The sequence below is a fragment of the Pseudomonas sp. Irchel 3H9 genome (assembly GCF_900187495.1).
In the GTDB taxonomy this organism is placed as follows: Bacteria; Pseudomonadota; Gammaproteobacteria; order Pseudomonadales; family Pseudomonadaceae; genus Aquipseudomonas; species Aquipseudomonas sivasensis.
Window position 1 is genome coordinate 1,097,942 of sequence record NZ_FYDK01000002.1, and the last position, 14,108, is coordinate 1,112,049.

At 60.8% G+C, this 14,108-nt stretch carries 11 protein-coding genes and 1 pseudogene; 8 read left to right on the top strand and 4 right to left on the bottom strand.

Annotation, left to right across the window (positions count from 1 at the left end; translation table 11 throughout):
- Positions 1-17: 17 nt before the first annotated feature.
- A pseudogene (locus tag CKW32_RS28525) lies at positions 18-208 on the bottom strand (hypothetical protein); the annotation flags it as partial.
- 183 nt (positions 209-391) lie between these two features.
- On the opposite strand from CKW32_RS28525, the gene CKW32_RS10890 reads away from it, so the two are divergent.
- A complete protein-coding gene (locus CKW32_RS10890) occupies positions 392-916 on the top strand; it encodes a hypothetical protein (protein WP_095184881.1) in 525 nt (174 codons plus the stop codon).
- A gap of 149 nt (positions 917-1,065) precedes the next feature.
- Here the strand turns inward: CKW32_RS10890 and CKW32_RS10895 are convergent, their stop codons facing one another.
- Complete coding sequence (locus tag CKW32_RS10895; protein ID WP_095184882.1) at positions 1,066-2,088, bottom strand: AraC family transcriptional regulator; 1,023 nt, start codon at positions 2,086-2,088, stop codon at positions 1,066-1,068.
- A gap of 129 nt (positions 2,089-2,217) precedes the next feature.
- Between CKW32_RS10895 and CKW32_RS10900 the strand changes: the two genes are divergently transcribed.
- The 6 genes from CKW32_RS10900 (at position 2,218) to efeO (CKW32_RS10925) (ending at position 9,149) form a co-directional block, all read left to right on the top strand.
- Positions 2,218-3,816 carry a J domain-containing protein gene (locus CKW32_RS10900; protein WP_095184883.1) on the top strand — a complete coding sequence of 533 codons (1,599 nt, stop codon included), beginning with the start codon at positions 2,218-2,220 and terminating at the stop codon, positions 3,814-3,816.
- The gene (locus CKW32_RS10905) at positions 3,813-4,805 is read left to right on the top strand and encodes a hypothetical protein (RefSeq protein WP_095184884.1); all 993 of its coding nucleotides are present in this window, start codon (positions 3,813-3,815) and stop codon (positions 4,803-4,805) included. Before CKW32_RS10900 ends, CKW32_RS10905 begins: the two co-directional genes overlap by 4 nt.
- 115 nt (positions 4,806-4,920) lie before the next feature.
- On the top strand, positions 4,921-5,766 hold the full coding sequence (gene efeU, locus CKW32_RS10910; protein WP_095184885.1) for an iron uptake transporter permease EfeU: 846 nt from the start codon (positions 4,921-4,923) through the stop codon (positions 5,764-5,766).
- 10 nt (positions 5,767-5,776) lie between these two features.
- A complete protein-coding gene (efeO, locus tag CKW32_RS10915; RefSeq protein WP_095184886.1) occupies positions 5,777-6,979 on the top strand; it encodes an iron uptake system protein EfeO in 1,203 nt (400 codons plus the stop codon).
- 15 nt (positions 6,980-6,994) lie between these two features.
- On the top strand, positions 6,995-8,299 hold the full coding sequence (gene efeB, locus CKW32_RS10920) for an iron uptake transporter deferrochelatase/peroxidase subunit (protein ID WP_095184887.1): 1,305 nt from the start codon (positions 6,995-6,997) through the stop codon (positions 8,297-8,299).
- 28 nt (positions 8,300-8,327) lie between these two features.
- Entirely contained in the window at positions 8,328-9,149 is an 822-nt protein-coding gene (efeO, locus tag CKW32_RS10925) for an iron uptake system protein EfeO (protein WP_095184888.1), read from the top strand.
- Here the strand turns inward: efeO (CKW32_RS10925) and CKW32_RS28075 are convergent.
- Together CKW32_RS28075 and pssA are read right to left on the bottom strand one after the other, a co-directional pair.
- Positions 9,047-11,941, bottom strand: a complete 2,895-nt coding sequence (locus CKW32_RS28075; RefSeq protein ID WP_143499362.1) for a hypothetical protein — start codon at positions 11,939-11,941, stop codon at positions 9,047-9,049. The genes efeO (CKW32_RS10925) and CKW32_RS28075 overlap by 103 nt on opposite strands.
- A gap of 122 nt (positions 11,942-12,063) precedes the next feature.
- Positions 12,064-13,407, bottom strand: a complete 1,344-nt coding sequence (pssA, locus tag CKW32_RS10940) for a CDP-diacylglycerol--serine O-phosphatidyltransferase (RefSeq protein WP_032891275.1) — start codon at positions 13,405-13,407, stop codon at positions 12,064-12,066.
- A gap of 123 nt (positions 13,408-13,530) precedes the next feature.
- Between pssA and CKW32_RS10945 the strand changes: the two genes are divergently transcribed.
- Positions 13,531-14,094, top strand: a complete 564-nt coding sequence (locus CKW32_RS10945) for a TetR/AcrR family transcriptional regulator (protein WP_095185029.1) — start codon at positions 13,531-13,533, stop codon at positions 14,092-14,094.
- Positions 14,095-14,108 lie beyond the last annotated feature (14 nt).

Sequence of the window (14,108 nt, forward strand, 5' to 3'; positions counted from 1 at the left end):
ATATAGCTAGCTACTTCTTAGTCCTTTATACCCCGGGCACAAATTCGAATAACCTCATTCAAAATCAAATTCCGGTAATGCCCAGGATTCGACCCCGCCCACTTACGAAACGCCTCATAAAATGAGCTCGCAATCGCAACCTTGCAGTAATCTCGACAAATATGATCTGCGGTTCCGCCACCCACACAATCGCCCGTTCTTTGCGCATACGGCCTTGGGGCCTTCGGTTTCCAGCCAGGTGCCAGCAGGCAGTCAGAGATACGCTTTAGGAAGTTGCCCTCACGCTACCTTGCAGTATCTGTCAGGCCATTCTGAAATTACAGCGCTGACTAAGGTTGGCCGGTCCTAGGTCGATAAGGGATGGAATGCTTAATACAAACAGCAGATTGATATGGGAATGCTCGTTACGAATGCCGCAGCCACGCTATCGAAGCAAACTGATGCTCGCGTAGTCAGAAATCCGACGATGGTGACAAATGCGTTCACTGTGAATGAAGAGGCCAAGGCGGCGGAGACACTGAAGCTGAAGGATCAAGAAAAAACCAATGACTTAAAGGCATTCTTAAAAAATTATGACATGACATCTATTAGCACGTACGAGCTGAAAGATGTAGGAGGAAGGCTATACGAGGCAGGTCTGATAGATGGAAACACATTTAGTATGTTCATTTCCGGCGATGGCGCATTCGATGAAAATGGGCACCAGACAAAACAGGACGTTAAGTTCAATGCTATAGCGCTATTCAATGAGAAATATGAAGATCAACTGGCATATTTCAGTACCGACCGCTACTCGAAACCCGAAGATGTCACCTATATTCTTGGTGGAATGAAAAGTGCAAATCAAGTGATCAATGCCCTGGCCTATTTTGTAAACTCTGAAAATAACAACCTGTCGGTAGATGAGCGTGCCTGAGCCACGACTCGTAGAATTGCAGTGCAATCAACCGCGCATGAATTATCAATCCAAGTAAGCCGGGCACTTCCTAAAAGCTCGAAGGATCACGCTGTCAGACGCAAACGCAAGACACAGCCAGTTATTTCTTAGTCCCTTGCCCCCCGAATTTAAACCCGAGTGACTTCATTCAAAATCAAACTCCGATAATGCCCAGGATTGGACCCCGCCCACTTCCGAAACGCCTTATAAAACGAGCTCGTGTCCGCAAACCCTAACCGCGCGGCAATCTCGGCGAAGCTGATCTGCGGTTCCGCCAGCCACACTATCGCCAGTTCTTTGCGCACGCTGTCCTTGAGGCCTTGGTAGGTTTGCCCTTCTTCCGCCAGACGGCGGCGCAGGGTTGAGGCGGAGATGCATAAGGTGGCCGCAAGGCCTTCGGTTTCCGGCCAGGTGTCGGGGGGCATTTGGCGCAGGTCGTGTTTGATCCGTGTGGCGAGGCTGTCGGGGTCGCGGTATTTGACCAGGATGTTGGCCGGCGCGTGGGCGAGGAAGCGCTTGAGTTCTTCAGGGCTGCGCTTGATGGGCAAGTCGAGGCAGTCGGCGGAAAAGATCATACGGGTGCGTGGTCGGTCGAAGCGCAGGTTGTCGGAAAACATCACTTGGTAGTCGTCGTAAAAGTCTGGCTGTGGGCAGCGCAACTCAATAGCCAGGATGGGAATGCGCCGTCCCGCCAGCCAGCAGGCGACGCCGTGCACGATCATCCAATAGGTGAAATAGGTGAACGCGCGCTGCGGCTTAGGCTCGGGCTCGTGCAGGACAATCTCTGCAAGGCTCTGTTGGCGCACCAACTGGGCGGGCATGCGTTCCAGCATCAGCGAGAGGAACCCCAAACCGGTTTCCAGGCTGGTAGCAAGCGTTGGTTGCGCCACGCAGGCATGGCACAAAAACGCCAGGCTGCCGGACTTGAGCTTGCGCGGGTCCATGCCGAAGAATTCATCGTCCATGCGCCGTGCCAGCAAACGCCACAGCCGCGCATAAGCGGTAGCCGAAATGCGCGCGGTCGGCAGTTCGAGCAACCCAGGGTCAATCCCGACTTTGCGCAAGACTTCAATCGTGGCCGCACCGGTTGCACAGCTCTGCAACAAGGCCTCGCGCACGAGGTGGATGGAGATGGTGTCTTTTTCCAACATTGGCGCCGCCGTGCCCTGTGTGGCGTGAAGTGCGGCCATCTTAGGCAGTCGCGCGGCAAAAGAGTAGGCACCGAGGTATTGGTCTCGGGTATTCTGCGCCGGGATTTTTACCGACAGGGAGTGGAATCGATGAGTTGCTGGGAAGTACTTGGGCTGCCGTCCGACGCCGATGCTCGCAGTATCAAGCGCCAATACGCGGTGTTGCTCAAACAGCATCGCCCGGATGAAGACCCTGTCGGCTTCCAGCGCCTGCGCGAGGCCTATGAGCACGCGCTGCAATGGAGCCGTTATGAAGCGCCCGTCGAAGTGCCGCAAGCGCTCCCGGTCGACACAGTGCAGCCCGCTACGACCGAGCCCGACACGCGCTTGGACCAGGCGCAAGCCTTGGTGGACGACGCCACACCGGCCAATCTTGCGCGTCTCTATGAGCAAGCCCAGCACATTGGATGCGCCGAGGCTTTTGAGGCCCTGCTGCTGCAACGCTGCCTGAATGGCACGGAACCCGCGATTGCGGCCTGGGCCGTCACTCATCTGCACTGGCTCACGCCCTGGCAACGGGAAACACCCCTGCGACTGCCCGACTATCGTCTGGCTGCCTTGTTGGAGCAGATGTTTACCGACGTCGAGCACACGCTCACCGAATTACTCAATCAACAACAGGTCGAGGCCTTCACGGCGGCCTTGATCGAGTTGCATAACACCGAATGGCTCAAGCCCCTGGCGCGCCATGCGCGGCTCAATGACGTACTCGCGCGCACGCTGCTGGCCAGCACCTTCTGGTCCGAGCCGCTGTTCGAAACCCTGTGCACCGAGCAGGCCTGGTCCGATCAGTACCTGGAAAACCACTGCCCCGAGCCTGAGTGGTCGGCGTTAAAGGAACGCAATGTACTGGAGCGTTTCAGTGCACAGGTCTACCACCAGGCCAGCCTGGACAGCCGTGACCCCAAGGCGCGCGCGGCCAGGTTGCTGTTCGGCGACATGACGCTGGAACAACGCCAACGCTTTGCCCGGCGCTTCGGCGAATCCGACTGGAACGCCTGCCGCACCCTCAGCGAAACCCTGCTCAACCAGTACCCGGCCCTGTGTGCGCACATGCCCGGTGAGGATCCCTACTTCTGGCGCGACTGGGAACGCATCAGCCGCCCCTGGCCGATGTTTGTGGCGTTGCTGGGCATGGCCGTCGGCTGGGCGATCCACGACCAGCAAATGACCGACCACACCTTGATGGAATCCCTCGGCATGGCCCCTACCTGGGCCTTCCTGATCGCCATACCGGCGCTGCTCATCCTCGCGATCTGGCGTCCGGTCACCGACGGTTTTGGTGAAATCGATGAGCGGCTTGCCGTGCACCTGTCACCCTGGCTGAGCTTTCGCCGGCCGCCACCGTTGGTGATCCGCGAGATTCTGCCGTGCTGGGTGCTTGGCCTGTTGATCTGGATGATCCTCGGCAACTACGCGTTGGCGGGCTATGTGTTGACGTTGCAGGGCCTGAGCCTGGCGCAGCGCGTGCTTGGTCGGCCGGGATTACGTGCAGCACTGAGGTGGCGCTGGCCGGCGCGACCGTCGACGCGCCAATGGGCCATCGGCCTGGGCCTCGGCGCCCTGCTGCTGAGCGCCGCGCAGATGTACGAAAACAATCAACGTATCCACCGTGATGAGGGCTTGCAGCCGTTCTTGATGAGCCGTTGCAGCGGACTCAAAGCTGGCGCGCCGGGGTGTACACCATGAACCGCATCACCTTTGCTGCCCTCTGCACCTTCGTGCCCCTGGCGCTGAGCACCGTGGGCCTGCTGACGAACACCGATATGCTCGCCCCGCTTAAAACATGGGCCAACCGCCCGGCAGCGCTTGAGCACCAGCAAGCCCAGGCGCTGCGTCCGGTGATCGACTGCCTCAACCGAGTCGACAGCAATTGGCGAGTGGCGTACTTCAACTACCGCAGCCGCAGCCCCCGCGCCAACGACCCGAATCTGGCGTTCATCGAGCGTTTCCCCGAGCTGTATCAGCGCACACAAGGCCCGCAATTGAGCATGCTGGACTACGACGCCAAACGCCCGGACCTGTGCCTGCTGACGTCCTCGCAAAGAAGCGCACTGCAAAAATACTTGCCGCAGATCGCCGCGCTTCGCAACGACTATGTGGACCACCTGCTGCAGGTCTATTCATCGGTGAAAACGTTCGACTTCTACCCCAGCGCAACCGTCCCTGGCCTCGCCCCTGCGCAGCGGGCGATCAGCGATGCGCAGTTCTTCCCTGTGGCGGAAAAATTCCTCACGGTCTCATCCGAACTGCGCGCCGCCGTGGACGTAGCCGACCGCCGGATACGCCTGCAACAACTGCAGCAGTTGCAGGTACGTGACGAACACCAGATGGCGCTTATCGCCGGCCTGATCCTGCAGACCCGCGACACGATGCACAGCCTTGACCCACGATCCCCCAAGCAATTGGCGGACGCATTGAGCGACATACAGCAGACCTGGGATTACGCCCAGCGGTACCTGCGCCCCAACCTACCGACCTCCGAAGCCAAGGCCCAACAGTTGTGGCAGCGGATTAAACAACCCGGTTACGACTACCTTGGCGCGCTCCAAGCACTTGCCCAGCATTCCAGCGCCCCCCCCGACCCAGACCGGCTAAACGCTGATTACTTTGAAACACAGCGCCGCTTTGACTTGCTGGTGGACGCCTATAACCAGGCCGTCGGACAGGACTACTGAGCGGCCTTCTCCTGGTCGTTCAGCCACTGTTCAGCAAACGTCAATATTTCCTGTTTGGCAATGAGTATCATTATGTTACAACTTAGGCTCCTATCTAGTTACGCTCTGGTGCCGAATGCTTGTCCCCTTTCTCATCATGCTGCGCGAAGGCATTGAAGCAGCATTGATCGTTGGCATCATCGCCAGTTACCTGCAACAGACTGGCCGCGGCCAATGGATGCCCGCGGTCTGGATCGGGGTGTTCCTCGCCGCCGCGTTGGCTTTGTTGGTGGGCGGTGGCCTGGAGCTGGTCAGCGCCGAATTCCCGCAAAAACAACAGGAACTGTTCGAAGGCATCGTCGGCTTGGTCGCCGTGGGTATTCTCAGCTCCATGGTGTTCTGGATGCGCAAGGTCGCGCGCTCCATCAAACATTCCCTGCATGCCTCCCTTGATCAGGCTCTGACCGGTTCCAAACACCAGGTCACGGCCCTGATCCTCATGGTGTTCTTTGCCGTGGCCCGGGAAGGCCTGGAAACCGTGTTTTTCCTGCTGGCGGTGTTCCAGCAAAGCGAAGGCCCGGGCGCGCCGATTGGCGCCTTGCTCGGCCTGGTCCTGGCGATCATCGTGGGTTTCCTGATCTACACCGGCAGCATGCGCCTCAACCTCGGCGCGTTTTTCCGCTGGACCGGCCTGTTCATCCTGGTGGTCGCCGCCGGCATTCTGGCTAATTCGGTGCAGGCCCTGCACGAAGCAGGCGTGTGGAACCACCTGCAAACGGTGCTGTTCGACTTCAGCGCCGCATTGCCGATGGACAGCCCTCTGGGTTCGGTGCTCGCCGGCATGTTCGGCTACCAGGAAGCGCCGACCGTCAGCACCCTGGGTGCCTACCTGATCTACCTGGTGGTCGCGCTGGTGATGTTCTTCCTGCCTGCCGCACCGGCCAAACCCACCAACATGCCCTCTTCCGTTTCCAGCCAGTAAGGACCGTCTCTTGTCCAACCCAACGCCTCAACCCGCCTCGCCACCCCGCGCCCTGCGCTGGGCGGTGGCCGGCTCGGTGGTCGTGATGATCGCCGCCGGTGGCCTGTTCTATTACGCATCGCAATTGGCCGCCGCCAAGCGCCAGACCAACAGCAATGAGATCGCGGTAACGATTCATGGCCACGCCTGCGAGCCCAACGCGTTGACGGTTCCGGCCGGGCGCGCGAGCTTTCGTATCATCAACCGCTCCGACCGCGCGGTGGAATGGGAAATCCTCGACGGCGTGCTGGTGGTCGAAGAGCGGGAAAACATCGCCCCTGGCCTGAGCCAGGTGATCAACGCCAACCTGCTGCCGGGCGACTATGCGATCACCTGCGGCCTATTGAGCAATCCCCGTGGCACCCTGCATGTGACGCCGACGGCAGCCTCCGATGCCCAGGCCAAGGCCAAGCCGTCGATGGTGGCGTTTATCGGCCCGCTGTCGGAATTCCGCGTGTACTTGAGCGGCCAGGGCAGCGCGCTGGTCAAGGCTGCGACCGCCTTGCAACAAGCAATCGACGCCGGTGACCTGGCGCAGGCCCAGGCCCTGTATGCGCCGGCCCGTGAGGCTTACCAACGACTGGCGCCGGCGTCCCAACGCCTGGCAGAGCTGGACAACACGATCAACGCCCGCGCCGATTACTTCGAGAAACGCGAACAGGACCCGGCCTTTAGCGGCTTCCATCGCATCGAATACAGCTTGTTCCAGCAACGCAGTCTCGACGGCCTGGCCCCGGTGGCGCAGCGCTTGGTGACCGATGTCACCACGCTTAAGCAGCAACTGCTGGCTCAATCGCTGCCACCGGAGCAACTGGTGAGTATCGTGGTGCGCAACCTCAACAGTCTGGCCGATGTGCGCGCCATCAGCGGTGAGGAAGAGCGCTACAGCCACCTAGACCTGAACGGTTTCGCCGCCAACCTGCAAGTGGCGCACAAAGTGGTCGAGTTGATGCGTCCACTGTTGACCAAGTCCGCTGCCGACCTGTTGCCCGACATCGACAACGCCTTCGCTGCGTTCGATGCCGAGCTCGCGGGGTTCAAGGTCAATGACAGTTACAGCACGTACGACAGCGTGACCGCCGATCAGCGCAAGCAGATCGCCGACAAGGCCAAGGCTCTGGCCGATGCACTCGATGGAATCGACCCCGCCCTTGGCCTTTCCGGCCTGCAGTGAAGACGACCGAATTTTATGAGTGACTCAGAACAGTTTTCAGCCCAACGTCGCCGTGTCCTCTTGGGCATGGCCGCCACCGGCGCGGCCATAGCCGGCAGCACCCTGACCTGCCCGGCCATGGCGGCCGCCGCCGAGCAAGTCACTACCGCACCGCGCAGTGACAAGACCCAAGACCACCACGATTTTTTCGGCAAGCACCAAACCGGCATCGTCACCCCGCGCCCGGCCTGCGGCATGCTGGTGGCGTTCGACGTATTGGCCAGCGACCGTGAAGACCTGGAGCGCCTGTTCCGCACCTTGAACGAACGCATCAGCTTTCTGATGACCGGCGGCACCGTGCCCCAGGTCGACCCGAAGCTGCCGCCCACCGATTCCGGGATCCTTGGGCCGGTGGTCACACCGGACAACCTGACCATCACCGTGTCTGTCGGCGAATCGCTGTTTGATGAACGCTTCGGCCTGGGCGCCGCCAAACCGAAGCGTCTGAGCCGCATGGTCGGTTTTCCCAACGATGCGCTGGAGCCCGCGCAGTGCCACGGCGACCTTAGCCTGCAATTCAGCTCTAACACACCGGACACCAATATCCACGCCCTGCGCGACATCGTGAAGAACCTGCCCGACCTGTTGCTGGTGCGCTGGAAACAGGAAGGCAGCGTGCCGCCGCAGGCGCCGGCCAAACCCGGCGAGCCGGCGCAGAGCGCGCGTAACTTCCTGGGTTTCCGTGATGGTTCGGCCAACCCGAATTCCAACGACAACAAGGCGATGGACCAGATTGTGTGGGTCCAACCCGGCAGCGACGAACCGGCCTGGGCCGCCAATGGCAGTTACCAGGCGGTGCGCATCATCCGCAACTTCGTCGAGCGCTGGGATCGCACGCCCCTGCAAGAGCAAGAAAGCATCATTGGCCGCATCAAAACCACCGGTGCGCCCATGGATGGCCAGAAAGAATCCCAGGTGCCCGACTACAGCAAGGACCCGGAAGGCAAGCTGACCAAGCTCGATGCCCATATCCGCCTGGCCAACCCGCGTACCCCGCAGACGCAGGCCAACCTGATCCTGCGTCGGCCGTTCAACTACTCCAACGGCGTCAATAAAAACGGTCAGCTGGACATGGGGCTGTTGTTCATCTGCTACCAGGCTGACCTGGAGAAAGGCTTTATCAGCGTGCAGACCCGACTCAATGGCGAGCCCCTGGAGGAATACCTCAAGCCCGTCGGCGGCGGGTATTTCTTCACCTTGCCGGGAGTCACCGGGCCCAAGGATTTCATCGGTCGCACGCTGCTTGCCGCCACGCACCCTCAAACCACTGCCAACACCTGAAACCAACCCCCACAGCGGAAACCGCCCTATGAAGAAGTCGACCCTCGCGTTGTCGTTGTTAGTGACCCTCTCACCCCTGGCCGCCTTCGCCGCCACCACGGCGCCGCTGGATCTGGTAGGGCCGGTGTCGGACTACAAGATCTACGTCACCGAAGAAATCGGTGAGTTGGTCACCCAAACCAAGGCGTTTACCGACGCCATCAACCAGGGCGACCTGGCTACCGCCAAGAAGCTCTATGCGCCGACCCGCGTGCATTATGAGTCCATCGAGCCGATCGCCGAGCTGTTCAGCGATCTGGATGCGTCCATCGACTCCCGTGTCGACGACCACGAAAAAGGCGTGACAGCCGAAGACTTCACCGGCTTCCACCGCATCGAATACGCGCTGTTCTCGCAGAACTCAACCAAGGGCCTGGAAGCGTTGACGGCCAAGCTCAACACCGACGTCAACGACCTCAAGACCCGGGTCGACGGCCTGACCTTCCCGCCGGAAAAAGTCGTGGGCGGCGCCGCAGCCCTTCTGGAAGAGGTCGCCGCAACCAAGATCTCCGGCGAAGAGGACCGCTACAGCCACACCGACCTGTATGACTTCCAGGGCAACATCGACGGTGCGAAGAAAATCGTCGACCTGTTCCGTGGCCAGATCGACAAACAGGACAAGGCCTTCCTGGCCAAGGTCGACAAGAACTTCGCCACCGTGGACAAGGTCCTGGCCAAGTACAAGACCAAGGACGGCGGTTTCGAGACCTACGATAAGGTCAAGGACAACGACCGCAAGGCGTTGGTAGGCCCGGTGAACACGCTGGCTGAAGATCTGTCGACGCTACGCGGCAAGCTGGGCTTGAACTGATCAAGACCTGACGCGACGTCCCGCGCTCCGGCGCGGGGCATCACCGGTTCGGCGCTGCTCGCCTGCCCCCCCGCAACCATCATGTACGTACGCAATTTTTCTTCAGCCGTGAGCAGATGCGGCGCCGTCTTGCCCCATTTCGTCGCTCCCCCCGCCAGCAGCACCGGCAGTTTTACCAGGCCCTTCGTCGCGGCATGGATCATCTGCGGATAACCATCCAGCGGGTTTAACGCGGCATTGGCAAACAGGCCGGAGTGTTTGATGAAGTCAAACGCGCGCTCGCTGAAACTGGCCGCGACTTTAGCCGTATTCGCCGTAGCGGCCGCGGGTCTGAACCGCGTGGCAAGTCGCTGCACCGGGTTGGGCAGCAAGGCCTTGGCCGAACGCAGCAGGCCACTCGCCTGACCGCCGGCGCCGATGGCCACGCCGATCATATCCACGGTCAAATTGCCCAGGCCCTGGGCGATATCGCCACGCTTGAACGCCTGGTACGCACCGAGGAACGGCACAAACCCCAATAGAAACTCGTGCTCGCGGGCCCGGGCTTCCCGGCGTTTTTCAAGTGGTAACGGCTCGCGCGCGCGTTGCAAGAGAGCCTCGGCGGGCTCATAGAAATTGTCCTGAGCGATTCTGCCGGCAATGGCCGCGATCTTGCGCGAGCCGTAAGTGTTGGGCACGAAGCTTTGCAGCGTGTGGTTGGCAGGCAACTCGCCTGGCGCAATCGCTCCTCCCAGCGGTTCAACGATAACCGACGACGCCATCGCCTCCGGCCGTGGCGCAGAGCCGGTCGTGTAGGCAGCAAGATCGAAGGGCATCTGTGTGCCACGGACTATCGGCACATACACCGAACCATGGGGCGCGCTGATGCGCTGCTTGCGAATCACGCCGTGTAGCTCGATGGCGTCGGGCAGGTCTGTACGCTTGATCAGCTCGCCGCTGGCGAAGACCTCGTAATAGGCCACCGTCTGGTCATGCTCCACACGCATCAGGGTTGCGTGGCGACCGCGCTGCGCATCTTTGCGGGCCTGGGTCTCCTCGACCTGAACGACGCCAGTTTCGCCACGCAGGGTGAACAATTCGACCTTGCCCAGCTCGATCAACGTGCGCTCGGCAAGGGGTAACTGGGCAAACATCAACTTGAGCTTCGTGGCATAGGCGCCCTGGAGCTGTTTGAGGTGACGGTTGACGGTGCTTTTGAGTAACGGTTCAAGCTCGGGCAGATGACGAATGCGTCGATCCAGTAACTCCAGGGCGCCCTCCGCCACCTGCGGCGCGCGGTCTGGCTGATAGGGCGTTTGCGCAGACGTCGGCGGTGCTAGCAAATGCTTGCTGAGCACCCACTTTCCCGGTGTGAGGTCGCCGGTCATGTAGGTTTCCAACAGCGAACGGCTGCGCGGTTCGGTGACCGGCGCGTTGCGGCGATCTTTGCCGTTGGCCAGTTCCAGGCTCATGCGCTCAAGCTCAGACGCCGTGCTGTCGGGGAATACTCGCAGCAACTCCCGGATGGCCAGCGCCTTGCGCGTCGGCAGTTCCACGCTGGCGCTGGCGAAGGCCTCGGCCGTCTCTTCTTGCTGTTTGAACAGTGCCCGCGACGCCTCCTGGAGGTCGTGTTGCGAATACTCGCCGTCACTGCGCAGCCTGACGGCGCCGTTCAACACGCCCCAGTCAGCGAGGATTTTCAGCGCATTGAGTTGCATCAATTCTGCTTGCGCCTCACTGGTGGGCACCAGGGTCGTCAGTGCACGGACCTGGTGTTCACTCATCATCCGTGACGTGCCCGGCGCAGCATGATCGGCCAGCGTGCAGCCCAGGCGTAGCTCCATCCAGGCCAGAGTGCCGATACGCAACGTGTCCGGCACTTCCTTGACCAGCATTTCCGGCGCCGCTTGCGCCAGGTATACCGGGGTGACCAGCGCCGCCAGGTCGGGCGTCAGCTTTTTATGTTGCTGCAAGTACTGCTCGATATCGCGCCGCACCTCGCTCAACGAACGGCCCATATTCGCCGGCTGATAGATCGAATAACCACCGATGTGGCCAGGTTTGACGTCGTCCAGGTTGATCCGCGCGACTTTAGTCAGTGTGGCCTTATCAGCCTCGCTCAACGTGTCGGGGGAATATGGCCCGGTGTAGTCACCCACTGCGGGCGCCGGCGGCAGCGACAGCCGTAACCAGCGGATGACATTGCGTGTCTCGGCCACGGTGCGTGGCGACCCCAGCCCCTTCAATTCGAGGAGCTGGCGAGCGTCAACCCGTGGCGTCGAGTACACGGCATTCCCCAGTGGTTCGGTCAGTGGGGTCAACGCCGCAAGCTCATCACGCAACGTGTCTACGTCGTTGACGTAATGGGTCAGATTCACCCAGCCCCCCACCGGGCTCAAGCGTTCAAGGCGGCCTTCAGATACTCGAAAGGGCTTACCGTCCCAATCGAACCGCTCGCGCTGCAGCAGGGCGAGCATTTGCGGACGAGACACAAATGCCTGCAAACGCTCCATCGCCGCTTGGCTGCGCGCGAGCAGTGAAGATGTGAGTGGAACGTCCCAGGCCTCGGCGGACCAGTCGGTGCGTGCGCCGTCCGGCAGGTCTTCAAGCCCGGCTTCAAGGCGCTCGGCCAGCGCGTCCCGTTCCACCAGTTCAGGACTCAGGCGCGGCGCCTGGGCAAGGTTGGCGACGTTTGCCGGGGCGGCCCATAGGCGCGGCTGCTGGACCGTGGGCTTGGCACTGTCCTCGCCGACTACGGGAGCCTGCACAGCATATTGAAAGGGCGAGCCGGTGCTCGACAGTGGCGTCAACATATTCAATCCTCTCTGCGCTAGGCCGTGGAATACGGCTTCGTCTGGAGAGGCAATCTAAGGAAAGCTGAAACGCGCTGAATGTAAGCCGAGTCTTGCCGCCTTACGCGTTGCATTGCGGCGGATTACAGGATCCGGTAAAGCAGTCGCTCGATCCGCACGCGGCTCACCCGACGCAGAAACTTGCCGACCGCCGGGGGGTAATCCACCAGTGTCTGCAACTGCGCGTACCCGTCGATGCGGGTGGTGTGCTGGAAAATCTGCTCAAGCTCGGTCCGCCGCGGTTCCAACCATTGCCCCTGGGGATCGTCGATCAACAAGGCGTTTTCCAAGTCGAGACGGAACGCCCGAGGGTTTAGGTTGTTGCCGGTGAGCAAGGTGTAACGCTGGTCGATCCACATGCCTTTGAGGTGGTAGGTGTTGTCGCCATCGCGCCATAGGTGCAGGTTCAACTGGCCGCTGTCGATCATCGGCTGGTGGCGTTTGGCAAAGCGACGCAGGCTGATTTCGTACAGGTATGGCAGTGCCGCGATGACCTTGAAAGGCTCGCTGGGTGGGATGTAGAAGTCGTTGGCGGTCTTGTCACCGACGATGATGTCGATCTTCACGCCACGCGCCAGGGCACGGTTGATCTCGCGCGTGACCGCCAATGGCAGGTTGAAGTACGGCGTGCAAATGGTCAGTTGCTGCTGGGCGCTGGCGATCAGCTCCAGGATCACCCGGCTCAGCGGGTTGTTCTTGCCGACGCCGAGCAACGGGCTGACTGACAGGTGGCCATTGGGCAACTGCCCGGCTGTGGTGTCGTAGGTCGCGTGCTTGAGGCGGCTGCGCAGGTCGCCGATGTCGTTGCGCAGGCTGCGGGTGGTGGGCGGGTTGGGCAGGTCGAGGCGGTGCACCGCTTTGGACGCTACCAGGCCGTGTTCCACCAGGTGCTGCATCGAATCGGCCAGGGGCTTGCTGTGGATCAGGTGATAACGGTCAAACCGGTATTTGTCGAACTTGTGCAGGTACACGTTGTTCAGACTGGCGCCGCTGTACAGCACGCTGTCATCGATCACAAAGCCCTTGAGGTGCAACACGCCAAACAGCTCGCGGGTTTGTACCGGAACGCCGTACACCGGCACTTCGCTGGCATGGCTCTGTGTCATGGCCTGGTACCAGGCGCTGTTGCCGGGCTGTTTGCCCGCACCAATCAACCCGCGTTGGGCGCGCAACCAGTCGACCACCACCACGATGTCCAGCTCCGGCCGTGCAGCCTTGGCGGCGTGCAAGGCGTCGTAGATCTCCTGCCCTGCCTCGTCCTGCTGCAAGTACAGCGCCACGATGTAGATACGCCGGGTGGCCTGGGAGATTTTTTCCAGCAGGCAGCGGCGGTACGCATCCGCACCGGACAGCACATCGAGCGCGTCGGGAGTGAGGGGGAAACCACGCAGTTTGGGCAACAGGGAGCGTTTGAAGAACGACGGCATAGGGCTCGCAATGGGTCGAATCCGAAGAGGCCCCGAGCTTACACCATGGGGTTGCTCAGGTCTCGTTGCCTCGTAGGAAAAAGCCCATTGACCATGAAGAACGATCGTTCTACTGTGTACGATATGAACGACATTACTGGCAATGAAACCCGCGACATTATCCTCGACGTCACCGAGAAGTTGATCTATCGCCACGGCATCGCCGCCACCGGCATGGACTTTCTGGTGAAAACCGCTGGCGTCTCGCGCAAGAGTATTTACCGCTACTTCGCCAATAAAGACGAGTTGGTGATCGCGGCCCTGCAACGCCGCGATGAACGCTGGATGCACTGGCTGCGCGGCGAAGTGGAACGCGTCGACGGCAGCGGCGAACGCCTGCTCGCGCTGTTTGACGCGCTCAGGACGTGGTTCGGCTCGGCGGATTTTCGCGGCTGTGCCTTCATCAACACCAGCGGTGAAACCGGCGATCCGCACAGCCCGGTGCGCCTGCTGGCCAAAGCGCATAAACAGAAACTGTTCGAGTACGCACTTGAACTGTGCCAAGCCCATGGCACCTGCGACCCCGAACGGCAGGCAGCACACCTGCTGATCCTGATCGATGGCGCCATTACCGTTGCCCTGGTCATGGGCGATACAACCGCTGCTGATAACGCGCAATGCATGGCGCGAACGTTATTAGGGCTTTGAATGCACTGGCCGAG